At 73.7% G+C, this 24,336-nt stretch carries 19 protein-coding genes; 7 read left to right on the top strand and 12 right to left on the bottom strand.

The window, feature by feature from the left end; all coding sequences use genetic code 11:
• Positions 1-56 precede the first annotated feature (56 nt).
• A complete protein-coding gene (locus GA0070618_RS15680) occupies positions 57-881 on the top strand; it encodes a DUF4383 domain-containing protein (RefSeq protein WP_143740251.1) in 825 nt (274 codons plus the stop codon).
• Positions 882-1,032: 151 nt separating this feature from the next.
• On the opposite strand, the gene GA0070618_RS15675 is transcribed toward GA0070618_RS15680, so the two are convergent.
• Positions 1,033-1,758, bottom strand: coding sequence for an SDR family NAD(P)-dependent oxidoreductase (locus tag GA0070618_RS15675; RefSeq protein WP_088982296.1), 726 nt, complete (start codon positions 1,756-1,758; stop codon positions 1,033-1,035).
• 95 nt (positions 1,759-1,853) lie between these two features.
• Here GA0070618_RS15675 and GA0070618_RS15670 point away from each other — a divergent pair, with 95 nt between their 5' ends.
• From GA0070618_RS15670 to rocD, 3 genes are all read left to right on the top strand, one after another.
• On the top strand, positions 1,854-2,690 hold the full coding sequence (locus GA0070618_RS15670; RefSeq protein WP_088982295.1) for a LysR family transcriptional regulator: 837 nt from the start codon (positions 1,854-1,856) through the stop codon (positions 2,688-2,690).
• A gap of 282 nt (positions 2,691-2,972) precedes the next feature.
• The gene (gene ddaH, locus GA0070618_RS15665) at positions 2,973-3,788 is read left to right on the top strand and encodes a dimethylargininase (RefSeq protein ID WP_172900388.1); all 816 of its coding nucleotides are present in this window, start codon (positions 2,973-2,975) and stop codon (positions 3,786-3,788) included.
• Entirely contained in the window at positions 3,788-5,008 is a 1,221-nt protein-coding gene (gene rocD, locus GA0070618_RS15660; protein WP_172900387.1) for an ornithine--oxo-acid transaminase, read from the top strand. The genes ddaH and rocD overlap by 1 nt, the downstream gene beginning before the upstream one ends.
• Before the next feature lie 63 nt (positions 5,009-5,071).
• Here the strand turns inward: rocD and GA0070618_RS15655 are convergent, their stop codons facing one another.
• The 7 genes from GA0070618_RS15655 to GA0070618_RS15625 form a co-directional block, all read right to left on the bottom strand.
• Positions 5,072-6,226 (bottom strand): FHA domain-containing protein, encoded by a 1,155-nt coding sequence (locus GA0070618_RS15655; RefSeq protein WP_088982293.1) that lies wholly within the window; start codon positions 6,224-6,226, stop codon positions 5,072-5,074.
• Entirely contained in the window at positions 6,223-6,516 is a 294-nt protein-coding gene (locus GA0070618_RS15650) for a 4a-hydroxytetrahydrobiopterin dehydratase (RefSeq protein WP_088985557.1), read from the bottom strand. The genes GA0070618_RS15655 and GA0070618_RS15650 overlap by 4 nt, the downstream gene beginning before the upstream one ends.
• Before the next feature lie 195 nt (positions 6,517-6,711).
• On the bottom strand, positions 6,712-7,761 hold the full coding sequence (locus GA0070618_RS15645; protein WP_088982292.1) for a fatty acid desaturase family protein: 1,050 nt from the start codon (positions 7,759-7,761) through the stop codon (positions 6,712-6,714).
• A gap of 116 nt (positions 7,762-7,877) precedes the next feature.
• The gene (locus GA0070618_RS15640) at positions 7,878-11,426 is read right to left on the bottom strand and encodes an SCO7613 C-terminal domain-containing membrane protein (protein ID WP_088982291.1); all 3,549 of its coding nucleotides are present in this window, start codon (positions 11,424-11,426) and stop codon (positions 7,878-7,880) included.
• Between the two features lie 48 nt (positions 11,427-11,474).
• Complete coding sequence (gene cutA, locus GA0070618_RS15635) at positions 11,475-11,795, bottom strand: divalent-cation tolerance protein CutA (RefSeq protein WP_088985556.1); 321 nt, start codon at positions 11,793-11,795, stop codon at positions 11,475-11,477.
• Between the two features lie 10 nt (positions 11,796-11,805).
• Positions 11,806-12,852 (bottom strand): 1-acyl-sn-glycerol-3-phosphate acyltransferase, encoded by a 1,047-nt coding sequence (locus tag GA0070618_RS15630; protein WP_088982290.1) that lies wholly within the window; start codon positions 12,850-12,852, stop codon positions 11,806-11,808.
• Positions 12,852-13,682 (bottom strand): patatin-like phospholipase family protein, encoded by an 831-nt coding sequence (locus GA0070618_RS15625; RefSeq protein WP_088982289.1) that lies wholly within the window; start codon positions 13,680-13,682, stop codon positions 12,852-12,854. Before GA0070618_RS15625 ends, GA0070618_RS15630 begins: the two co-directional genes overlap by 1 nt.
• 201 nt (positions 13,683-13,883) lie before the next feature.
• Here GA0070618_RS15625 and GA0070618_RS15620 point away from each other — a divergent pair, with 201 nt between their 5' ends.
• The 3 genes from GA0070618_RS15620 (at position 13,884) to GA0070618_RS15610 (ending at position 20,169) form a co-directional block, all read left to right on the top strand.
• Complete coding sequence (locus GA0070618_RS15620) at positions 13,884-15,368, top strand: serine/threonine-protein kinase (RefSeq protein ID WP_088982288.1); 1,485 nt, start codon at positions 13,884-13,886, stop codon at positions 15,366-15,368.
• Between the two features lie 20 nt (positions 15,369-15,388).
• Positions 15,389-15,802, top strand: coding sequence for a CU044_2847 family protein (locus GA0070618_RS15615; RefSeq protein ID WP_143740250.1), 414 nt, complete (start codon positions 15,389-15,391; stop codon positions 15,800-15,802).
• A gap of 95 nt (positions 15,803-15,897) precedes the next feature.
• A complete protein-coding gene (locus GA0070618_RS15610; RefSeq protein ID WP_088982286.1) occupies positions 15,898-20,169 on the top strand; it encodes an nSTAND1 domain-containing NTPase in 4,272 nt (1,423 codons plus the stop codon).
• Positions 20,170-20,235: 66 nt separating this feature from the next.
• On the opposite strand, the gene GA0070618_RS15605 is transcribed toward GA0070618_RS15610, so the two are convergent.
• The 4 genes from GA0070618_RS15605 to GA0070618_RS15590 form a co-directional block, all read right to left on the bottom strand.
• Positions 20,236-20,616, bottom strand: coding sequence for a VOC family protein (locus tag GA0070618_RS15605; protein WP_088982285.1), 381 nt, complete (start codon positions 20,614-20,616; stop codon positions 20,236-20,238).
• A 158-nt stretch (positions 20,617-20,774) separates the two neighbouring features.
• On the bottom strand, positions 20,775-21,956 hold the full coding sequence (locus GA0070618_RS15600; RefSeq protein ID WP_088982284.1) for a Cmx/CmrA family chloramphenicol efflux MFS transporter: 1,182 nt from the start codon (positions 21,954-21,956) through the stop codon (positions 20,775-20,777).
• Between the two features lie 399 nt (positions 21,957-22,355).
• Complete coding sequence (locus tag GA0070618_RS15595; protein ID WP_088985555.1) at positions 22,356-23,411, bottom strand: glycosyltransferase family 4 protein; 1,056 nt, start codon at positions 23,409-23,411, stop codon at positions 22,356-22,358.
• Between the two features lie 118 nt (positions 23,412-23,529).
• Positions 23,530-24,201 carry a BON domain-containing protein gene (locus GA0070618_RS15590; protein WP_088982283.1) on the bottom strand — a complete coding sequence of 224 codons (672 nt, stop codon included), beginning with the start codon at positions 24,199-24,201 and terminating at the stop codon, positions 23,530-23,532.
• Between the last annotated feature and the right edge of the window lie 135 nt (positions 24,202-24,336).

The raw sequence follows: 24,336 nt of genomic DNA, 5'->3' as shown, positions 1-24,336 counted from the left end.
CGTGGCAGCCGGCGGCGCGTCCGAGGTCTCCACGCACCGACCAGGAGGTGTACGTCGTGAGGATTCCCCTGCTGTCGAGCCGGAACGAACCGGCCACCCGGGACGGGAACGAAGCTGCCCCGGAGACCGTCCACGCCGCCGACCGCGACCCGTCGACCGGGTCGTCCACCGGTCGGGTCGCCGAGCCGATGGGCACCGACCGGGGCGGCGACCGGACGACGTACCGCAGCGCCGCCGCGACGGTCGACGGCCGGGACCAGCGGACGGACCTGCCGCCGGCGGACGGCCGGGTCCGGGACCCCCGGGACGCCGACGCGGAGCGACGGGCTGCGGCCCGGGCGGCGACCGCGCGGGCCGCCACCCGCCCGGCGGAGGCGGACCAGGATCCCGTCCGGCCGGGCCCCGAGCCGACCACCGGCACCGCGACCACCAGCACGATGGAGCGGACCATCGACCTGGACCGGGCGACGCAGGAGCGTACGGTCGACCGACACCCGGACCTCGACCCCGTCGTCGCGGACCGGCGTGACCCGGAGCCGGCGGTGGTGGCCGGGAAGAAGCCGCGGGCCAGTCTGCTCGCCACCGTGGGGCTGGTCGTCGGTGTGGCCGGGCTGCTGTTCGTGCTCACCGGCACACTCGCCGGGTACGGCATCGCGGTCGGCGCGGTCGGCGCGGTGCTGGCCGTCCTCGGCCTGATCGCCACCCGTCGCCGGCACGTCGCCGGTAAGACCGACGCGCTGCTCGGCATCCTGGCCGGCCTCGCCGCCGTGGTGCTCGGCATTCTCGCGATGACCGGCCAGTACGACTGGCCGACCACCGACGGCGACCTTGTCAACCGGTTCCGCGAGTGGCTTGACTCACAGTTTGTCGACCGGCTCTGACGGGCACTGTTGGCGGCGCCGGTGGTGCACCGGTCGAGCCCGGTCAAACTGGTGGTTCACCAGCGGGGGCGACATCTCTTTCAGGGGCGGCGGTTCGCCGCCCCTGAAGCGTGTCCGGGGCCGGATGCATGGCGGGTGAGCAGAAGGTCCGTCACCAGGGCACGTTCCCGGCGTCGTCGAACAGCCCTCCGGTCGGGCCGTTGTCCGGCAGCGTGGCGAGCCGAATGGCGATCCTGGCGCCTTCCGCGGGCGTGCTGGTTCCGTGGAAGCCGTTGAGATCGGTCGCGACGTAGCCGGGGCAGGCGTTGTTGATTTTGATGTTGGTGCCGCTCAACTCCTTGGCGTACTGGATGCTGACCGCATTGAGGAACGTCTTCGACGGCGAATACGCCCCACTGACTCCGCCGAGGTCGACGCCCGGCGTGGTTTGCAGGGTGAGGGAGCCGACGTGGCTGGACTGGTTGACGATCCGCGGATGCTCCGAGCGGCGCAGCAACGGCAGCATCGCGTTGATGACCCGGACGACGCCGATCACGTTGGTCTCCACCACCGCCCGCATACTCTCCGGCGTCACGGTCGAGGGCTCCTCCGGCCATGCCCCGGCGATCCCGGCGTTGTTGACCAGCACGTCGAGCCTCCCGGCGCGCTTCTCGATCAGCGCGACGGCGGCCGCCACACTCGCGTCGTCGGTCACGTCCAGGGGCACCCCGAAAGCGTCGACGCCAGCCGCGCGCAGCTTCGCCACGGCATCCGCCCGGCGCTGCCCGTCCCGGGCCCCGACGCCGACGCTGCAGCCCAACGCACCGAGCCCCGCCGCGATCTCGTACCCGATTCCCTTGTTCGCGCCGGTGACCAGCGCGATCGTCTTCTCGCTCATGCCGGCAATCGTGGCCGCGCGCCAGCGCGGGACCAACACCGTCTGAGTCACGCAACGATACCCAGCCGGTATTGATCGGGCGGTAGTCTCGAACGGTGGAGACGCGAGAGCTGCGGTACTTCGTCGCGGTCGCCGAAGAGCTGCATTTCGGCCGGGCCGCGCAGCGCTTGGGCATCGCCCAGCCGCCGCTGTCGCGCACGATCAGCCAACTCGAACAACGGCTCGGGGTCGCGCTACTGAACCGGACCAGCCGCAAGGTCACGCTCACCGAGGCAGGGTCGGTGCTGCTGGCCGAGGCCCGACCGATCCTCGGCGCGGTGGCCGCAGCCGAGCGACGCGCCCGGCGGGCCGCGACGAGTCAGCCCTCGCTCGTGCTGGCCACCAAGGCCGGCGCCTCCGGCGAACTGCTGGCGAAACTACTCGACGCGTACGCCGCCGAGCCGGGTGCCACCCCGGTCGATCTGCTGCTCTGCGAATCCCACCCGCAGCAGCTACTGCATGACGGGCAGGCCGACGTGGCACTCCTGCATCAACCCTTCGACTCGACCGCCGGACTCGACACCGAAATCCTGAGCACCGAGGGACAGGTCGCCATCCTTCCCACCGCACATCCGCTCGCCAGCCGGTCCCACGTCCGGATGGCGGACGTCACTTCGCTGCCCGAACTCCCGTCGGCTCGCTGGCCCGGCCCCGGCGGCGCCTACCCCGAAGGCCCCGGCGCGGAAGTGCGCAACCAGACGCAGCTCTTCCAACTGATCGCGCTGGGCCGCACCACCGTGGTCCTGCCCGAGTCCTGCCGCGCCAACCTGTTGGCAGGCCTGGCCGCCGTGCCGGTCCTGGACGCGCCGGCCGTCACGACAGTCATCGCCTGGCCACCGCACAGCCGCTCCCGGGCACTCGCCGCCCTGGTCCGGGTAGCCACACGCCTCTGACTCGTCACTCCCGCAGCCCGCCGACGGCCGCCGCACGATTCGGGGGTGGGCCTGGATGACCTGCGGGGAAGACGGGCGGCGACCCTGATCGGCCGTCCGCCGCCGCTCCGGCACGCAACGAATCGCACGTCCGCTGTCCGACAGACGCAATGAATCTACGCTTCACGCAATCGTCACGGGTGGATACCGCCGCTGCCGGGCGCATAGCGTTGGAGCAACGGCGCCAGCCCGCAGGCCGCGAGTGGCCGGGCGCGCCCGACCCCCGGGAGCAGGACAATGACGATGGACGCCACCAGCCAGCGCTTCCTCATGTGCCGGCCGACGTACTTCGCCGTCGACTACGCGATCAACCCCTGGATGGACCCGACCGCGCCGGTCGACGCCGACCTGGCGATCCGGCAGTGGGAGCAGCTGCGGCAGACCTACCGCGAACTCGGCCACACCGTCGAGGAGATCACCCCGGTGCCCGGCCTGCCCGACATGGTCTTCGCCGCCAACGGCGGCACGGTGATCGACGGCCGGGCGATGGCCGTGCAGTTCCGCGACCCGCAGCGGGCCGACGAGGCCCCCGCCTACCGGGCCTGGTTCGAGGCCGCCGGCTTCGAGATGCACGACCCGAAGCACGTCAACGAGGGCGAGGGCGACATCCTGCTCGCCGGTGACCTGCTGCTCGCCGGCACCGGGTTCCGCACCGCGCACGCCTCGCACGCCCAGTTGCAGGAGGTCTTCGGTTACCCGGTGATCACCCTCCAACTGGTCGACGCCCGCTTCTACCACCTGGACACCGCGCTCACCGTGCTCGACGAGCGGACCGTGGCGTATCTTCCCGAGGCGTTCTCGCCGGGCAGCCGCGCCGCGCTGCGTCGACTCTTCCCCGACGCCGTGCACGCGACCATGGCCGACGCCGAGGTGCTGGGGCTGAACGCGGTCAGTGACGGCCGGCACGTGGTGCTGCCCGCCCAGGCCACCGCCCTCGCCGCGCAGCTGCGCGACCGGGGCTACGAGACCATCGGTGTCGACCTGTCCGAGCTGCGCAAGGCCGGCGGTGGCCCGAAGTGCTGCACGTTGCGACTCCGTCAGGGAAAGGCAGGCAAGTGATCGTCGACGACATGCTGCGGACGCCGGACGCGGTTCGGGACGCCGAACGGTGGACCGCGCACAACTACCACCCGCTGCCGGTGGTGATCTCGTCCGCCGAGGGTGCCTGGCTCACCGACGTGGACGGGCGGCGCTACCTCGACTGCCTGGCCGGCTACTCCGCGCTCAACTTCGGCCACCGGCACCCGCAGCTGATCGCCGCCGCGCACGACCAGCTCGACAGGCTGACCCTGACCAGCCGGGCGTTCATCCACGACCAGTTCGCCGTCTTCTGCCGCGAGCTGGCCCAGCTCTGCGACAAGGACCTCGTGCTGCCGATGAACACCGGCGCGGAGGCGGTGGAGACCGCGATCAAGGTCGCCCGCAAGTGGGGTTACCAGGTCAAGGGCGTGCCGGCCGGGCAGGCGAACATCGTCGTCGCCGAGGGCAACTTCCACGGCCGGACGACCACCATCGTCAGCTTCTCCACCGACCCGGACGCCCGGGACGACTTCGGTCCGTACACCCCCGGGTTCACCGTGGTCCCGTACGGCGACCTGGACGCGCTGGCCGCCGCGATCGACGACAACACGGTCGCGGTGCTGATCGAGCCCATCCAGGGCGAGCAGGGCGTGGTCGTCCCGCCGGAGGGCTACCTGCCGGGCGTACGCCGGGTCTGCACCGAGCGCAACGTGCTCTTCCTGGCCGACGAGATCCAGTCCGGTCTGGGCCGCACCGGGGAGACCTTCGCCTGCGCCCACGAGGGCGTCGTACCGGACATGTACCTGCTCGGCAAGGCGCTCGGCGGCGGCATCGTGCCCGTCTCGGCGGTCGCCGCGAACGCCGACGTGCTGGGCGTGCTCAAGCCCGGCCAGCACGGCTCCACGTTCGGCGGCAACCCGCTGGCCTGCGCGGTCGCCACCGAGGTGGTCCGGCTGCTGGCCACCGGCGAGTTCCAGCGGCGCTCCGCCGAGCTGGGCGAGCGGCTGCACGCCGGACTGCGGGAGCTGCTCGGCCGGGGGCTGGTCGCCGTCCGGGGCCGGGGCCTCTGGGCCGGCCTGGACATCGACCCGGCGCTGATGACCGGCCGCCAGGCGTGCGAGCGGCTGATGGAGCGCGGCATCCTCGCCAAGGACACCCACGGCTCCACGATCCGACTGGCCCCGCCCCTGGTCATCACCGCCGAGGAGATCGACCACGCGCTGGCCCAGCTCGCCGCCGTCCTCACCGGCACCTCCTGATCCCGCCCCACCCCGGCTCCCCGCCGCTCAGCAGGCAGGGCGAGGGAGCCGGGGTGGCAGGGCTCAGGGGCGGGGCAGGCGCATGGCCATGGTGGGGGCTTCGGCCATCACCGAGGTGGGGGTGTAGGGGGCACCGGCGGGCAGCTCGCCCGGACGGCCGATCTGCACCCCCGGGTACAACTCCACCATGTCACCCGGGTCCATCACCCGGGACTGCTGCGGGGCCAATGGGATCCGCTCCGCCTCGGCCATCGAGCCGCCGGGACGGATCCCGCTGCCGTTGGTGCTCACGTCGGTGACCACCACCGTGCCGGCCCGCAGCTCGAACTTCAGGTGGCTGCGACTGATCCAGCGCCGAGCCTCGTCGTTGAGCCACTGACCGAGCACGATCCCGCTGGACTGGTCCGGCGCCCGGCCGACCAGCACCGGCTCCTCGGACGTGAGCACGAACCGACGCCGGACCAGACCGCCGATGCGGACCGCGAGGACCTCGGTCCGGGGCCGGGCCCCGCCGTCACCGAGCCGGGTGTTGTGCCGGGGACAGGTCGGCGCGCCGGTCCGCAGCGTCGGCGGCGGCTGGGCGGCCGGACTCCGCTCCGAGCGGGGGGACAGATCCGCGAAGGCACCACCGCCGCCCCCGGAACCGAAGAGCGCGCAGCCCGGTTCGGGGCAGCGCCACAGCCGGGAGAGCAGTTTCGTCCCGACCGGTGACGGCTCCCCAGCGACCGGGGTCGTACCCGGGCCGACGTGCGCGACGAAGGCCGGTCCGCCCTGTCCCGGCACCGGCGCGACCACCCGGCCCGGCTGCTCGACCACCCACGGGTAGCGCCCGCGCAGCCCGTCGAAGCGGGCCCGGCTGAGCACCGGCAGGCCGAGCAGGTCGGCGACCTCCAGGATCCGGTCGTTCGGCTGGTCCAGCACCTCCACCAGGCCGTCGTCGGCCCAGCGGCGGACCACCATCCGCTCGTTCGAGGTCAGGTCGGCGTCGGAGAGCAGCGCCCGGTGCACGACCGCGTAGACCGGGACGCTGTCCTCCTCCAGCTGGCGGGCCAGCGCGTCGATGACCATGCCGAGCCGCAGCATGCTCGCCGGCCGGCCGGCGTCCAGATCCTGGTAGCGGATCACCTCGGCCAGGTCGACGACCGCTCGGGCCAGGGACGGGTCGGTGCAGACGCGTCCCTCGATCGCGTCCAGCACCTTGCTGATCTCGAATCTCATCGCGCGCTCCGGACGATCTCGTCGATCCGCCGGGCCAGATCGATGTCACGTTCGGTGACCCCGCCGGCGGAGTGGGTGGTGCAGCGGAACGTCAGCGTCCGCCACCGGATGTCGATGTCGGGGTGATGGTCCCGCTCCTCGGCCACCTCGGCGACCCGACCGACGACCGCGATCGCCTCGGGGAAGCTGCCGAGCTGGACGGTGCGACTGATGCCGGCAGGGTCGCCCGTCCAGTCCGCCAACGCGGCCAGTCTGTCTCGTACCGCCTCTGCGGTGAGCACCTCTGCCATGGTCAGCACCCTACCGGGGCGGTGCCGCCCACCGCCCGACCCGAGCGCCACGCAACGGCAACCGTCACTCCCCCCGCCCCCGCCGGTCACGGCGGGTGCCGCCGGTTGGTTGGTAGCAGGGGACCCCTGTTACTCGTTTTTGTCGTGCAGGGGGCCCCTGCTACCGAAGCAGCAGGGGCGGAAACGGCGCGACGGTCAGCTCCGCACCGGGCGGCCGGCCTCGTGCAGGTGCGCCAGCGCCTGCCGGTACGAGTCGAACAGGCCGGTCTCGGCGTACGGGATGCCCTGCTCGGCGCAGTACGCGCGGACGATCGGCCGGGCCCGCCGCAGGTTGCCGCGGGGCATGTTCGGGAAGAGGTGGTGTTCGATCTGGTAGTTGAGGCCGCCCAGCGCGACGTCGACCAGGCGGTTGCCCCGTACGTTGCGCGAGGTGAGCACCTGCTTACGCAGGAAGTCGAGGTCGTCCGCGGCGGTCGGCATCTCCATGCCCTTGTGGTTGGGGGCGAACGAACAGCCCATGTAGAGCCCCCAGAGCCCCTGGTGGACGGCGACGAACGCCACCGCCCGCCCCGGCGACAGGACGGTGCCCACCAGCACGAGATAGCCGACCAGGTGCGCGGCCAGGAGCAGCCCCTCCACCGTCCGGTGCCGCATCGGCGTCCGGAACCCGCCGTCCGGGTTCCGCCCGACCACGGCACGCACGCTGGACACGTGCAACGCGAACCCCTCCAGCAGGAGCATCGGGAAGAACAGCCACGCCTGCCACCGGGCCAGCCACCGCCCGAAACCCCGGGTCGCCGCCGCCTGCTCGTGGGTCCAGACCAGCGCGCCCGCGCCGACGTCGGGGTCCTCCCCCTCGTGGTTGGGGTTGGCGTGGTGCCGGTTGTGCTTGTCCACCCACCAGCCGTAGCTGAGCCCGACCGCCAGGTTGCCGGCGAGCAGCCCGACCACCTCGCTGGGACCGCGTCGACGGAACATCTGCCGGTGTCCCGCGTCGTGCCCCAGGAAGGCGACCTGGGTGGTGGCGACGGCGAGCAGCACGGCGACGCCGAGTTGCGCCCAACTGTCACCGACCGCGACGAACAACGCCCAGCCGCCGACGAAGAGGGCCACGGTCAGCGCCCCGCTCGCCACGTACCAGCCGGGTCGCCGCGCCAGCAGCCCGGCCTCGCTGATCCGCCGGGACAACCGCGCGTAGTCACTGCCCCGCCGTAGCGGCGGGTCGGCCACCGAACCGAGCGTCATCTGTGCCCTCGTCTCCTCGGGTGGTCGGGCCGCCGGCCGGCGGCCCGACTCCAGTCTCCGAACGACGGTTGCGCTGGGTAATCCTGCGACCCCCCGAACAGCCGGTAGGGCAGGCCCTACCCCATTCTCCCCACCACGGAACGCAGCCGGGCCAGATCCCGCCGACGACGCTCGTAGGTGGTCGCGAGTCCGATCAGCGCGAGACCGCCGACGGCGAGGAAGATCCACCGGGGCACCAGGTCCCAGCTGCGGACGACCTCGTGCAGGGCGAGCGGGACAAGAACGGTCGCACCGAGCACGACCGGGGCCTGCCACCGCCGGACCGCGCCGAACAGCACCACGCCGAGCGCACCGGCACCGAGCAGCAGCCGCCGCCACGGTTGCGGGTCCGCGCCCACCAGGACCGAAGCCAGACTCGGCAGCAGCGCCGCGGCGAGCCCGGGGCCGAGGGCGGTCCAACTCGTCAACCCCGGCCGGGTACGCAGCGCGACCAGCCCGGCGAGCAGCGCCAGCCCGGCCGCCGGCAGGGTGTACGCCTCCAGCAGGGTGACCTCGGCGACGGTGAGCAGCAGCCACGCCCCGAGCAGTTCGCTGCCCCCGGCGACGGCCGCGAAGGTCCACCGCCGACCGACCGACTCCCCCGGCCGCAGCGCCCGCAGCGCGACGACGGTGCCCCAGAGCACGCAGACCAGGGCGGCCTGCCGGCGTGACCCGACGGAGAGCAGGAGCGCTGTCAGGGCGACCCCCTGGGCGGCGGCGTCCAGCACCAGTCCCTCCGCCGGACGCCGACGGGCCAGCAGGGCAGCGGTGCCCAGCACGAGCACGGCCACCGCGAGCACGGCCGACCCGGCGGTGCGCAGCGGCAGGTCGGCGGCGGCCGTGGCGGTGACCGCGAACGCGGTGGCGGTGAGGGCCGCGCCCGCCCAGCCGACCGGCCGGACCGCGTCGACCCGACCGGCGGCCCCGACCACGACCGCGACCACCAGGGCCAGGCCCAGCCCGGCGAGGGTGCCGGCGCGGGTCGGCAACAGGCCGGCCAACCCGGCGCCGGCCAGGATCAGCCCGGTGCCCGCCAGCACCGGCAGCACCATCCGACGCGGGATCGACGTGCTGGCGAGCGTGGCGGACAGCAGGCCCGCCGCACCGAGCAGCAGGGACACCGCCGGCAGCACCGGCCAGGGCGCGCCGACCCCGCCGAGGAGCACCGGCACCGCCACCGCGCCGACCGGTACGGCGATCAGCACCGCCCGGCCCCGGCCGAGCGGGGTGGACCGGGCGGCCACCGCCAGGGCCAGGAGCAGCACCAGGAACGCGACCCCGGCGGAGAGTCGTGCCGGGGCCACCCCGGGCGCCAGCCCGACCCCGTCCGGCGCACCGGACCAGACCGACCCGAGCCAGCCGTACGGGGCGACCAGCACCCGGAGCACGGCGGGGACGAGCACCGCGCCGGCCGCCACCGCCAGCGCGACGCCGACCACCCGCAGGCCACCGTCCGGGCGGACCACGGCGGCCCCCACCACCGCCACCAGCACCGCCGCCGCCAGGTAGACCGGCACCGACTCCCCGGCCGGTACGACCACCGGCGCGAGGCCGGCCAGTGGGAGCGCCCCGGCCAGCGCGGCGCCGGCGTACCGCTGGAGGTCGGGCCAGTGCCGACGGACCGCGAGCAGCGCCACGGGCAGCAGCCCGACGGCGATGGCCGGCCCGCGCAGCCGCCACGGCAGCGACGGCGCCAGCTCGACCTGCGTCACCACCACCAGGGCCGGTACGGCGAGCAGCGCCACGGTCAGCGCCGGGCCGGCCAGCCACCGGACCGGTCCACCGAGCCGTCGGGCCCGGCCGGCCACCACCAGGCCGACGGCCAGCATCCCGGCCAGGACCGCCCCGGCCCCCACCGGCGCGGCGAGGCCGACGAGCAGGGCGTGCCCGGTCAGGACCACGCCGCCGGCGGCGGTGAGCACCGGCTGGTACGCCCGGCCGCCCGACCGGAACACCGCCACGAGCAGCAGGGCCGCCCCGGCGGCCAGCCCGAGGGCCACCACCACCGGCCAGGGCGTGGGCCGGACGGCCGGCGCGGCGAGCACCGCGACCACGCCGCCGCCGAGGGCGACCGGGAACCGGGCGGCCCAGGGCAGCAGGAGCAGGCCCGCCCCGGCGGTCAGCAGCACCGCGACCGGGAGCTGCCAGCCCCAGTGCAGGTCCGGGCCGGCGGTCGCGCCCCGCCACGGCGGGACGGACCGGAGCACCCCGGCGGCGGCCAGCCCACCGGTCGGCGCCAGGACCACGTGGGCCATCACCCCGGTCACGACGAGCGCACCGGCCCGGGAGCCGCTGCGCAGCCCGGCGGGCAGCGCCCGGACGGCAGCGGCCAGCGCGAGCACCACCACCGCCGAGGTGACGAGCAGCACCGAGGGGCGCAGCTCGGCCACCGGGCGGAGCACCGCCGGGGCCGATACGATCACCAGCAGCGCGGCGGCGACCGCCCGGAGGACCGGGCTGCCGGCGACCAGTGCGGTCCCGGCCAGGACGGCCGCCACCACCAGCAGCGGCAGCCCGGCCGCGAGCGGCGTGCCGAAGGCCTCCCCCGTCAGTAGGGCGGCCACCGCGCAGACCACTGCCGGGGCCAGGGCCAGGGCGTGACCGGTCCAGGCGGTGACCCGGCCCGCGACGATCAACGACCCACCCGCGCCGGCCCGGCCCGACAGCGCAGGCACCACGGCCCGGACCGACAGCGCGTGCACCACGGCCAGGTCGACCAGGGCGACCCCGGCGAACACCAGCGTCCACCCGCCGACGCCCGGTCGGGCCTCGGCGGCGAGCAGCGGCAGCACCGGCTGCGCGACGAGCAACGCCCCGAACCAGGGCACCGCCAGCCGGGTGGCCAGCGCGTACCCGGTGGCGACGGCCGCGCTGGCTCCCCCGACCAGCGCGGCGTACCGGGTCACCGGCCAACCGGTGACGCCGACCAGGTCGACCGCCCAGGCGGCGTACCCGTCGAGGAGCACCAGCAGCAGCCCGACGGCGGCGATGGTCTCGGCGGTGCCGCGCAGCCCCCGCCGCACCACGACCGCCGGCACGGCCAGCGCGAGCGCGGTGACCGCCGCCAGGATCGCCGCCCGGCCCACCACGCCCACCGCCGCCCAGGCGACCGCGGTGAAGACGATCGCCGCGGTGCCGAGCAGCAGGCCACCGAGGACGAAGAGCACCCCCTGCACGGTCCGGGTGGAGGTTTCCCGCTGCCCGGCGGCGGTGCCCCCCACCGCCGCCGGGCCGACCGGAACCGGGCCGGCGGCGGCCGGCCGGACCGGAGCCGGACCGTGCGGAAACGGACCGGACGGGAACGGGCCCGTGGGCACCGGCGCCGACGGGGTCGGGGCCACCGCCGGCCGGGGCGGGCGCACCGTGGCCGGCGCGGACGCCGTCCGGCTCGCCCGCACCCGCGCCGCCAGGTCGGCCCGGCGCCGCTGGGCCGAGCCCAGGGCCGCGCCGAGGTCCAGGTACGCCCGCCGCGCCTGCTCCACCCGCCCGGCGAGGACGGTGATCTCGGCGTCGAGGCGGACCACCTCGGCGGCGGTCGGGTCGGGTCCCCGGCCGCAGGTCCGGCAACCGACGGTCAGGTCGGCCGGGGACGCGCACGCGGGACAGGGGTAGCCGCTGGTCTGCACGCGGTCATCCTGCCCTGGCCGGACATCGTCGACCCAGAGTGCCCGTACTCAGGGCCGGGTCTGCTCGTGCACCCAGGCCGAGTAGTCCGGGTTGCCGCTCGCCACCCGGGTGACCAGGATCTCCGGCACCTCGTACGGGTGGCTGGCCCGGATCTGGTCGACGAGGGCGTCCACCCGGTCCGGGGCGGTCTTGAACTGCACCGACCACTCGGCGCTGGTCTCCATCGCGGACTGCCACCAGTAGGTGCTGTCCACCTGACCGCCGACCTGGGCACAGGCCGCCAACCGTCCGGCCACGGCGGTCGCCGCCAGCACGTCCGCGACCGAGCGCGCGTCCACCACGGTCGTCACCACGCAGATCTGATCCACGCAGCGCACCCTACGCGTCAGGCGGCCCGTCGCCGCTCAGCGCGGCCGTACCGTCGCGGTTGGCCTCGATCCACTGGTCGATCCGCGCCCACCAGTCGAAGAGCCAGTCGATGCGCTCCTGCCGCCCGGTCGGGACCTCCTCCGGCGGGACCGACCAGAACCGCATGACGATCCGCTTGTCCATCGGCAGTTCCCGCCAGACGTCCGCCACGGTCAGCATCCTGTCGAGCCCGGTGTGCGCCACGAAGATGACGCCCGCCTCGGGGGCGGCGTCGAGGGCGGCGAGCACCCCGCCCGGCTGGGGCGCGAGCACGTGTCGCATCCGCTCGGCGCGCAGCGCCATCCCCTCCAGGCCCCGGGAGCGAAGCCGGTCGATGGCCCGCAGCCGCCGCCGGGGGGTGAAGTTGCCGCCCTCCGGGAAGATGACGAACGCGTCGTTGTCGTCCAGCCCGGTGGCCAGGTGGGCGATCTGGTCGAGCACCGTCCCGTCGCGGCGGGCCCCGGGCGCGAGGAACCGGGTCGGCAGCCGGTTGAGCAGGACGTCGATCGCCGGGTCCCACTGGAGGGCGTCCTTCAGCACGATCCTCGGTTCCCGGTAGAACCAGTTGACCAGCGCGTGGATCAGGATGAACGAGTCACCCGGGCCGGCGTGCCGGCAGAGCACCAGTTCCGGCCGGCCGGGCAGGGCGGTGTCCGGGTCGGTGCCGGCCACGTCGATGCTCAGCCGCAGCGTCCAGCGGGCCTGCCAGAAGAGCGCCCGCAGGAACCAGCCGGCGAGCAGGTAGTGCACCCGTTGGAAGGCGGGGGCGCGGAGCCGCCAGCCGAAGCCGGAGGCGATCCAGAGCCCGAACAGGGCCAGCAGCGCGGCGGCGTCCCAGACCAGGTAGACGACACCGATCCAGACCAGCCGCAGCGGACGCAGCCGGCCGGGGACGAACGGCGACAGCGCCGCCGCGACCAGCAGCCAGACCGGCAGCGTGGTGACCACCGTGAAGGCGAGGAACACCACGGCCGGGGCGAGCAGCACCCGGCGGATCCACTGCGGCGGCAACGGCATCAGCGGTCCAGCGCGGCGAGGTAGTCGCGGGAGGCGATGTACGCGCGGCTGATCCGCCGGCCCACCGCGGCCATGTCCCGGTACGCCCACGGCGAGTCGTCCCGGGGCTCCAGGCCCCCGGTGGGCAGGACGTGTACCTCGACCCCGTCGGGCAGCGCCGCCAGTTCCCGGGCGAACCGGTGCCGGCGGGCGATCTCGAACGCGACCTGGGCGACCTCCCACGGCCGTCGGGGTGGGGTCAACGGCCGTTCGATCCGGCCCACCTGGAGGACGAAGACCCGGCGCGCGCCGAGCGCGACCGCCTCGCCCACCGGGATCGAGTTGACGATGCCACCGTCCACGTAGTGTTCCCCGCCGACCTCGGCCGGGGGGAGCAGCCCCGGCACCGAGGCCGAGGCGACCACGGCGGGCACCACCGGGCCGGTGCTGAACCAGTGCTCGGCGGCGCGTTCGATGCTCGCCGCGCAGCACCGGAAGGGGACCTTCAGCTCGCCGAAGGTGGTCTCCGCGCCGAGTTCCGCCTCCAGCAACCGGCGCAGCGGGCGGGGCGAGTGCAGGTGGGTACGGGCGGCGAACCGGCGCAACTGCCGGGCCACCGAGTCGCCGTACACCTCGCTCGCCTCGGGGGAGGCCCAGAGCCGGACCAGCCGATCGGTCACCGTCTCGGTCGGGTCGGCGGCGACGAGTGCCCCGTTGACCGCTCCGATCGAGGTGCCGAGCACCAGGTCGGGGCGGAGCCCGGCCCGGAAGAGAGCGCGCAGCATGCCCACCTCGACCGCGCCCAGCACTCCCCCGCCACCCAGCACGAACGCCACCGGACCGTCAGTCATGACGTTGATCCTGGCACGTCGGTGCCCGTCGGACGTCGGCCGGTGGACGGCGCGACGCCCCCTGCGGCGTGCCGGGTCCGGTGCCCGCCGCCCCGGCGTGGCAGGCGGCCGTACCGTCCCGCGGAACCGCCCAACCGTTGACACCCCGGACACATTCCCGCAACCTGATACCGCTCCGACCCGAGGCAGGTGCGTTCAGTGATGGGAGCGCTTCACGCCGGCAGTCTGCTGGCTCGCCGGTACCGGTTGGTCGACCGGATCGGCTCCGGCGGCATGTCGGTGATCTGGCGGGCCCGCGACGAGGTCCTCGACCGGATCGTCGCGGTGAAGGTGCTCGCCCCGTCGCTGGCCGCCGACGCCCGCTTCCGGGACATGGTCCGGGAGGAGGCCCGGTCCGCCGCGCAGCTCGTCCACCCGCACGTCACCTCGGTGCACGACTACGGCGAGGCGATCGCCCCGGACGGCACGATCACCTCGTTCGTGGTGATGGAGCTGCTCAGCGGCGAGGAGCTGGAGTGCCGGCTCACCGAGGGGCCGCTGCCCTGGACCGAGGCGGTGGAGATCGGCGTGCAGGTGGCCGACGCCCTCGCCGCCGCCCACCGGCTCGGCATCGTGCACCGGGACATCACGCCGGCCAACGTGATGATGACCTCGGTCGGGGCGAAGGTCCTCGACTTCGGCATCGCCACCCGGATCGGCGCCCCGGACGAGGACGAGGACGGCGGCACGTTCGGCACCCCCGCGTACGTCGCACCGGAGCGCCTCGACGGGGTACCCGCCCAGCCGTCGACCGACGTCTACTCCCTCGGCGTGCTGCTGTACGAGACGTTGACCGGCCGGGTGCCGTACCCGGCGGACACCTGGGAACAGCTCAGCGTGGCGTTGGAGACCCGGGAGGCGCCGTCGCTGGCCGGCGTACCGGATCTGCCGCCCCCGGTGGCGCGGACCTGCCTGCGCTGTCTCGCCCGGGATCCGGCGGAACGCCCGACCGCCCGTCAGGTCGCCGAGGCGCTGCGCCGGCAACTGGCCGCCGAACCGGCTCCCGCGCAGACCGTGCCGCTGCCGCCGAGCGAGCCCGCCCCGGTGCCCGTGCCGGCCGGCCCCGCACCGGCGCCACCCGCCCCACCGGTCGGTCGGACACCGGCCAACGGGGTGCGGACGCACACACCACCGGACCGGCGACCGGGCCGGTGGGCCCTCGCCTTGGCCGCCGGGGCGGTCGCGGTGCTCGTCCCGGTCGTGCTGGCCTGGCCGGACGACCCCGCGACGACACCTCCGCCCGCGCAGGTCCAGCCGACCACCGGGCCGGCGGTCGAGCCCACCGGCGAGTCGCCCGACCCGGCCGGGACGGCCACCGAACGGCCGTCCCGACCCCCGGCGGACGCACCCTCGCAGTCCCCGGCCGATCCGGACGCGGAGACGCTGGAGAGCGCGGTGGGTCGGCTCGACCAGCTCATCGACGCCGGGGTCACAGCCGGCGAGATCCGCGAGGACGTCGGCCTCGACCTGGACAACCACCTGCGCAACCTGACCGCCGCGGCGGCCGTCGGGCAACACGACGTGACGCAGTCGGTGGCGCAGCTGCGGGAGAAGGTGGCGCGCCGGGTCACCGAGGGCGCGATCACCCCCGGGTACGCCCGCCAGCTCGACACCGCCCTGCAACGTCTCGCCGCCGCGCGGGCATAGGCCTGAGCTGATCCAAGAGTTTGACCGTCGCTCATACCGTGTTGGATTTGGACATCGGATGCCCGTCGGAGGGAATTGATCAGATGCCGTTCTATGTCGAGGTGCCCCTGTCGGACGGTTCGGTCGTGCTCGCCGAGGTGACCGAACAGGTGGAGGGAATCGTTTCGGCAGGTCGAGCAGGCGACGTGGTGGGTCGCCTCACCGAATCGTTCGAGGACTCCTTCGCCCAGTTCCGCACGATCGCCGCCGGGGTCGCCCGACAGGCGTGGAATCAGGCGCACCCGCCCGATCGGGTGGCCATCGAACTGGGGGTGAAGGTCACCGCCAAGGGCCGGTTGGTGTTGGCCGAGACCGGAGTCGAGGGACAGGTGAAGGTCCTGTTCGAGTGGCAACGGCGCGACGCCACACCGTCGGCGTCGACCACTGACGAGTGAGCTGCGATTCGCCCTTCTGATCGCCGGCCAGCCGTCGACGTCGCTGTCGCGTTCCGGGGCCGGTGAGCGGAGACGGGAGGAAGGAAGGCGGGACCGTGACCGTGGAGTGGCGGACCGACAGCCTGCAGGCCTCGCAGGCGCGGATACGCCTGGCCGACGGCGAGGTGGTCGGTGCGGGTTTCCTGATAGCTCCGGACGTGGTGTGCACCTGCGCTCACGTCGTCGCGCAGGTGTTCGACCTGCCGGCGTCCGTGGAAGAGGCACCCAGTGGGCGCGTGGACCTCGACTTCCCGTTGCTGCCCGCCCGCCCCTCGGTGCGGGCGAGTGTGCTTTCCTGGCGTCACGGGGGAGCTGACGTCGCCCTGCTGCGGCTCGATGCGCCGGTCGAGGGCGCACGGCCGGCGAGGCTCGTCGACGGGACCGGCGTCTGGGGGCACTCGTTCCGGGTGTTCGGCTACCCGGCTGGGGCTGATCACGGCTGCTGGGTGTCGGGCACGCTGCGGGCCGAGCAGGGTTCGGGCCTGCTCCAGATGGAGGCGCATCTGCCCGGGCCGCGAGTCGCGGAAGGATTCAGCGGATCGCCGGTCTGGGACGACGTGCAGGACGGGGTCGTCGGGATGACGGTCGCCGTGCACCGAGGCGCGACCACCGCGTATCTGCTGCCGTCGGCTGACCTGATCGACGAGCACACTCTGCCGTCCCCCTGCCCCTTTCAGGGGCTGACGGCATTCACCGAAGAGGATGCCGAGTTCTTCCACGGTCGAGAGAGCGACACCATCCGGATACACGAGGCCGTTCACCGGCGGCCGGTGACGCTCGTGGTGGGACCGTCGGGATGCGGAAAGTCGTCCCTCGTGCAGGCCGGGGTGCTGCCCCGGCTACGAGGCGAAGGCATGAGCGTATGCGAGTTGCGGCCCGTTCCGGGCGCTCACGCGACCTCGATTCTGGCCCGGGCGCTGACCGATGTCCTGGAACCGGGGCTCGGCGAGGTCGAGCGCCTCACCCGAGCCGAAGAACTGGCGCGACTTCTCGCCACTGACGAAGGAATACTCGCCGAACTGCGCGGCCGGGTCCTCGCACGCGCCCAGGGCACCGGCTACGTCCTCTTCGTCGACCAGTTCGAGGAGTACGCCCGCGCCGTACCGGCCGACGCGCGCGAACTCTTCCGGCTGCTCTCCGGCCTGGCCGGCGGGACTGGGACAGGCGCGCTACGGATCATCGCCACCGCCCGCCCCGACTCCCTGGACGTGCTGGTGACGGCCGGCACGTCCCACCTCGTCAGCGACGCCGTGCAGTTCCTCGCGCCGCTGGCCGCCGACGACCTGAGGCGCGCGGTGACCGCGCCCGTGGACGCCGTGCCGGGACTGTGGTTCGAACCGGGACTGCCGGAGAGGATCGTCGCGGACGCGGGCGACGAGCCCGGACGGATGCCCCTGGTCCAGTTCACTCTGACCGAGTTGTGGCAGCGCCGCAGCCGTTCGATGCTCACCCATGCCGCCTACGACGACCTGGGAGGCGTCGCGGGGGCGCTCGTCAACTACGCGGACGGCGTCTACGCCGCGCTGACCCGGGAACAGCAGGATCTCGCCCCCCGGCTGTTCGCGCAGCTGGCGCGACCGGGCGACAACGACGCCTTCGTCCGCAGGCCGGCCCGTACCGCGGACCTCGCCCCCGAGCTGGTCGAACTGGTCCGGGAACTGGCCCCCGGGAAACTCCTCGTCCTCTCGCACGCCCCGGGCGGTGCCGGGCAGGAGGAGATCGTCGACCTGGCGCACGAAGCGCTGACCGGGCTCTGGCCGCTCCTGCACGGATGGCTCGTGGAGTCCCGGGACTTCCGGGCCTGGCAGGAGCAACTGCGCGCCGACCTGCACCGCTGGCAGGCCCGGAAGAGCGACTCCGCGCGCCTGCTGAGCGGGGTCGACCTGGCCGAGGCGGACCGCAGGCTGGCCCGGCACCGCAAGGATGTCTCCGCCGAGGAGTACGCCTACATCCAGCTGAGCCGTCACCATTCCCGTCGCAGGATCCGCGTCCGCCGGGCGGCGATCGGAGCGCTCGCTCTGCTCACCGTGATCTCCCTCGTTCTGGCGTTCTCCACCTGGCAGGGCCTACAGCGCGCCGAACGGCAGCTCCGCCTCCAGGCCGCGAACCTGCTCGCCCAGGCCTCCGCGGACCACCCGGCCGACGATCCCGCCACGGCGTTGCAGCTCGCGCTGGCCGCCTGGAACGCCCGGCAGACCCCCGCGACCCGCCAGGCTCTGCTGACCCAGTACGTACGCGGGCAGGACCTGCTGGGTAGCTACCCGTCGGTCTGGCGGGGGCAGGCCAATGATCTGGTGGCCACCCCGGACGGTCGGGTCCTGGTGCTCCGGTCGACGCTCGGTGGCAACCAGCCCGTGTACACCGCGGTCACCGGAGCCGTGCACGGCAAGCCACGCGCACGGGAGCTGCGCGACGCCCCGAAGGGGCTGGTCCAGTGGAACGCCCTCAGCCCGGACGGTCGGTTCTTCGCCGTGACCGCCGCTGGCGCGGTGCACATGTGGCGACTGGACGGCTCCCCGGACCCGGTGCTCCTGCCCCTGGCTCGTCAGCCGGCGACGGTGTCGAGGGCCACGTTGGATTTCAGCAGCGACAGCAGGCGGCTGCTCCTGACCATGAAGAACAATGCCGAGGAATCCTTCGCGGAAGCCTGGGAGGCCGAGTCCGGCTCCCGCATCCGCGTACCGGAGGGGATCGCCCCGGCGGGAGGAGCAGACGAGGCGGCGTTCACCGCTGACCCGAACTTCGTCGTCACGATCAGCTATACCCCGGACAACGACAAGCGGGTCGAGATCAGGGACTTCCGCACCGCCCGACTGCGGTACACCTCCACCAAGAAGATCAACCTGAGCAGCGAGGTCTGGCTGGGGGCCGGCGGCGAACTCCTGGTGTGGAGGGACGGTGACACCGAGTACTCACAGCCTCTCGGCGCTGTCCCCGGCCGTCGGACCGACCTGTTCGCCGCCGGCGGCATCATGGACGGCACCTCGCGATACCACCCGTTGCCACGCAACTCCGGGAACCGCTCCGACGCCGGACAGTACGACGAGGAGACCCTGGTCGACCTGAGCACCGGGGAGAGCTACCACGCCCGGATCCCCCGCGCGCACGAACTCTCCGACCCCGGCCTCGCGGCGGTGCCGCACCACGACGGTGGGCTGGTCGTCCTCGCGCCGCTCGGCACCGCGCTGATGGTGGTACGTGCCGAGAAGGACACCGGCGGCCCCTTTCCCGCCGTCAATGACGCCGCCTTCCGTCTGTCCCCGGACGGGCGTTTCCTGGCCATAGCTGACGAGCAGAGCCTGCAGGTCGTCGACTCAGGCGGAACCCGCCGCCAGTCGGTGCCGCTTCCACCACTCGGCGACAATTACTTTCCACATGTCACGCCCACCTGGACCGCGGACTCCCAGTGGGTCGTGCTCTGGACCACGCAGGGCAATCTCCTCGCGGCATACCCGGCACGTGACCTGCGCGACCGGGTGCCCCTCGACGACGTGCTACCCGGGGTGAAGGCGCTGGTGAGTGACGGTGATCGGGGCCTCCAGGGCGGCGAGGTGGAGCGAGTCGTCGCCCTGGAGGGCAGCGAGGTGGCCCTGTCGACCGTCGACGGCCACCTCGCCCGGGTCGACGCCGCCAGCGCGGCCCTGCTCACCCGACCGTTCCTCGCCCAATCCGCCCCCTGGACCGGCCCTCGCCATATCGGCGAGGTCTTCATCAAGGGTCACCTCGTCGCCCGACCGCAACACCCCGGCCAGGTCGCGGTGGTCACCCGGAGCAGTATGGGCCCCGGCCAGATCCTGCTGTGGGACCTCCGCACCCCCCGGCACATCGCGACCCTGTCGGGGCACGCGGTCAGCTCGCCGACCGGCTACGACCGCGAACCCGAGAGGCCGCCGCTCGTGTTCGACGAGAGCGGTTCCCGGCTCGCCGTGCAGAACACCGGCGGGGTGGTGCGGGTCTGGGACGTCGACGGGCAGAAGCAACTGGCCGGCAGCGCGTCCGTCTCGACGAGTCACGCCCTGATCGGCATCGGCAAGGGCGACCGCGTCGTCAGCTACGAGGAGGGCGAGGTGACGATCCATGACCTGACCGATGCCAGCAACTCCGACACCCTGCATGTCCTCGGCCAGCCGGCAGAGCACATGCGAGGGGAACACCTGACCGTCGTCATGCGGGATGGCGACGAGACCTTCCGTCTGCGTGAGCTCACCTTCGACCTGCGTCCCGAGGTCCAGTTCCGTACCCTGTGCGCCGTTGCCGGTCGCGACTACACGGAAACCGAGCGGGAACTGCTGCCGGACGGGACCCCGGCGCAGCCGCCCTGCGCCTGACCCGCCTCGGGTCCGGTCCCGGCCCACCGGGCCGGGTATCCGGAGCGCACCGGGGGCCCAGCGCCGTCAGAGCGGGTTGAGGCGGGCCCTGAGCAGGCAGAACTCGTTGCCCTCGGGGTCGGCGAGAACGTGCCAGGACTCCTCGCCGGTCTGGCCGATGTCGACCGGACGCGCCCCGATCCCCAGGAGGCGTTCGAGTTCGGCGTCCTGGTCGCGGTCGGTGGCGTTGACGTCGATGTGCAGCCGGGGCTTCGCCCGCTCCGGCTCGTCGCGGGGGCTGAGGATGATCGTCGGCTGCGGACCGCCGAACCCTTCGCGCGGCCCGATCTCCAGGCTGCCGTCCTCTTCGCGATCGAGCACCACGAAGTCCAGGACCTCGCACCAGAACCGCGCCAGCGCCTCCGGGTCGCGGCATTCGAGCACGAGTTCACTGATCCGACACGCCATCGACCAGACCTACTCTCCGTATGAAACTGCCGGGGCGGCCCCACACGGAGCCGTCGGGCTTCCCGCAGTGCGGACACGCCCGCGACCGTACCGGGCGAGGCGAGCAGTCGCGCAGGATTTACCTCGGCACTCGCCTCGCCCGGCCGGGTCGACCGGCGTCAGATGGGGACCGCCTCCCCGACGGGTCCGTCCGGTCCTGACCGGCGCACCGTCCGGGCGAGTCCGGCGGTCAGGAACGCCAGGGCGACCAGCAGCGCACTGACCCACAGTGGAGACCGGTAGCCGAATCCCGCCCCGATGGCGGCCCCGCCCAGCAGGGGGCCGAGGGCCGCGCCCACGTTGAGGGCGGCGGTCGCGAACGAGCCACCCAGGGACGGCGCGTCGACGGCTTCGTACAGCGCCCGGGTGACGAGGGTGGAACCGACCGCGAACGACAGGGTCCCCTGGACGAAGACCAGCAGGAACACCACGTACGCATGCTCCGCGGTGACCGTGAACAGGAGCCAGCCGACGAGCAGGGCCAGCCCACCGGGCACGAGGAGTCGCATCGGTCGGGAGTCCGACATGCGGCCCCCGATGGTCACCCCGGCGAACGATCCCAGGCCGAAGAGGACCAGCAGGACGGGCACCCACTGCCGGCCGAACCCGCTGACGTCGGTGACCAGCGGAGCCAGGTAGGTGAAGGTGCAGAAGGTCGCGCCGTTCACCAGGGCGCCCAGGAGCAGGTGCACGAGCAGGCGGGGGCGGCGCAGCGCCCGCAGTTCCCGCCGGGCGCCGGGGGCGGCCACGTCGGGCGCGCCGGCCGGGACCGAGCGCAGGATGGCGACGACGGCGGGCACCGAGACGACGGCCACCGCCCAGAACGCCGATCGCCAGCCCCACAGCTGACCGAGCAGGGCACCGGCGGGCACCCCGGCGACGCAGGCCAGGGTGATGCCACCGAGCAGGACGGCGGCGGCCCGGCCCCGGGCGTCGGGCCCGGCCATCCCGGTCGCCGTGGCCAGGCCGACGGCCAGGAAGCCGGCGTACGCCAGCGCTCCGACGACCCGGCTGGCCAGCAGGACCTCGAAGTCGGTGGTGACCGCCCCGACGACGTGCACCAGGATGAAGACGAGCAGGAAGACCAGCAGTGCCCGTCGTTTCGGCCACCGCAGGCTGAGGATGGCCGTCAGCGGCGCACCGATGATCATTCCTCCGGCGAAGGCAGACGTCAGCACTCCCGCCGCCGGGACGGAGACACGCAGGTCACGGGCGATGTCCGGGAGCAGGCCGGACAGCATGAACTCGGACGTCCCCTGGGCGAAGACCGCCAGTCCGAGCAGGTAGATGGCAATTGGCACGGCACACCACGTCCCTCGACGTACATGGATGAAAGAGGACGCGGTGGAACCACGGCGGGCACGGCCGGACGGCGACGGGCCATCGGTCCGGGCAGAGCGCACGGGAACCACCGCGCGAGGGGGGAACCGGGCTGCGGCACGGAGGCGACGAGGACGGTGAGCCTGGTCGCGGCCTCGCGAGAGACAGCCCACGGCGTCGGGTGGCAGGTACGGCGGAACCGCGCCGTCGGGAGATCCGACAGCGCTTCAGCGCGACGTCACCGCCACCGGAGACCGGTGGCTAGCGTCTGGACGCCTCGGGGCTCGACACGGGGCGAACCCTAGCCAGCGCGCGAACCCGCCGTCAATCGGGTTCACCGTCGACCGCTGGCCGAGGGCTCGATGAGCGTGGGCGATCCATCAGCGGACGGGCGTCCGGACCGCCCCGGCGGGAGCGGTGTGCGTCCGGGCGGCCGAGCGCCGGTACACGGCCTCGTATCCACGCGCCATCCCGGCGGCGGAGAAGTGCTCCGCCACGTGCGCCACGCAGTCCTCCGGCCGCAGGCGGGCCGCCTCGCGCAGCGCGGCCGGCAGCTCCTCCGGCCGGTCACAGACCAGTCCGGTGACCCCGGGCCGGACCACCTCGGGCACGGCGCCCCGGTTCAGCGCGACCACCGGGGTGCCGGTCGCCATCGCCTCGACCATCACCATGCCGAACGGCTCGTCCCACTGGATCGGCATGATCAGGCAGCGGGCCTCCACCAGCAGCCGCAGGCAGGTCTCCCGGTCGGCGTCGAACACCACCCGCACGTCCGGCCCGAGCAACGGCTCGACCACCTCCGTGTAGTGGCGACGCTCGCCCGGCTCGTTGCACTTGCCTGCCAGCACCAGCGGCAGCCCCGCCGCCCGGCAGGCCGCGACGGCCACCTCCGGGCCCTTGTCCGGGCTGAACCGGGCCAGCCAGAGCACCGGACCGGTGCCCGGCGCGTGCTTACGCGGGAAGAGCGCGGTCTCCAGGGCGTTGTGCACGGTCCCGACCCAGGGCAGGCCGGTGTTCAGCCGGCGCTGGGCGTGCGAGATGGCGACCAGGCCGACCGAGGGGGGCACCTGGCTCAGCACGTCGCCGTACTCACCGACCGGGTTGCCGTGCACGGTGGCGACCGTGGGGAGGCTCCGCCGGTCGGCCATCAGCGGCCCGATCGTGGTGTGGTCGTGGACCACGTCGAACCGGGCCGGGTCGAGCGCACGGTGCACCCGGGCCAGGTGGGCCAGTTCGGGCAGGGACTCGCCGAGCCGCTCGTGCTGGAGTTCGCCGACCGTCGGGACGTAGGCCGCGTCCGTGCCGTGGCGGGCACCCGCGCCGAAGACCGTCACCCGGTGTCCCCGGTCGACCAGACCGTCGACCAGACCGGCCACCACCTGTTCGAGGCCGCCGTAGCCGGACGGGGGCACCGGGTACCAGGGGGGCACCACCATGGCGATCCGCAACGGCCCCTCGCGCGCGGCGGACGAGTGGTTCACGACGAGACGCCTCCCCTGTCAGGTTCCGGACGGCGTCTTCCCGTCAACGCCGCGGGTAAACGACCGGGCCGGCTCAGCCGGAGACGGACACCTCGGTACGCACCACGCAGACCCCCGGGGTCGACCAGGCGATACGTTCCGCCTCGTCCCGGTCGGCCAGGGTGCGCACCGTGCCGGCGAGCAACACGGCGTCCCCGGCCACCTCGACCGTGATCCCCTCCGTGCCGGCCCGGCGCGTCAGCGTCCGCTGGATCCGCTGGCGCAGCTCCTGCCCGGTGGACGGGCCACGGGGGCGTACCCGGACCAGGTTCGTGATGCCCCGCACGCCGCGCAGCCGGCGCAGCTCGCTCTCGGCCGTGCGCCGCTGGAAGCCGAACTCCACCTGGCCACGGAGCATCACCCAGCCGTTGGCGACGGTGACGTCGAGCCGCTCGGCCGGCACGTAGCTGTCCCATTCGAGCGCCCGGACCGCCGCGAGCGCCACCTCGGCATCGGTGCGTTCCGCGTCGGCGCCGAGGCGCACCTCCAGGTCGTCGGCGACCGCCCGGACCCCGCGCACCCGCTGCGCGCTCCGCTGGGCGGCCCACCGTTCCGCGTAGCTGCCCACCTGGCCGGTGAGCGTCACCACCCCGTCGTGGACGGTCACCCCAACCCCGGTCGACGGGACGCGGGGCTCCCAGACCAGCTCCTCGGAGACGTCCTGCTGGATCTGCCCGTCGGTGGGTCGTCTCCTCGCTGTGGTCATGCCGCTCCCCTCTCCCCTGCCGCCCACGGATGCCGTCGACGGTGCCCGCGACCGGGGTGAGGTGACCTCACCCGGCCCGGGTGGGCACAGGGGGACGGCGGGCGACGGAACCGACCCCCTCGGTTCCGCCGCCCG

The organism is Micromonospora echinospora, from assembly GCF_900091495.1.
In the GTDB taxonomy this organism is placed as follows: Bacteria; Actinomycetota; Actinomycetes; order Mycobacteriales; family Micromonosporaceae; genus Micromonospora; species Micromonospora echinospora.
Note: the sequence above shows the minus strand (reverse complement) of the source record. Positions and strands in the feature narration are given on the sequence as shown.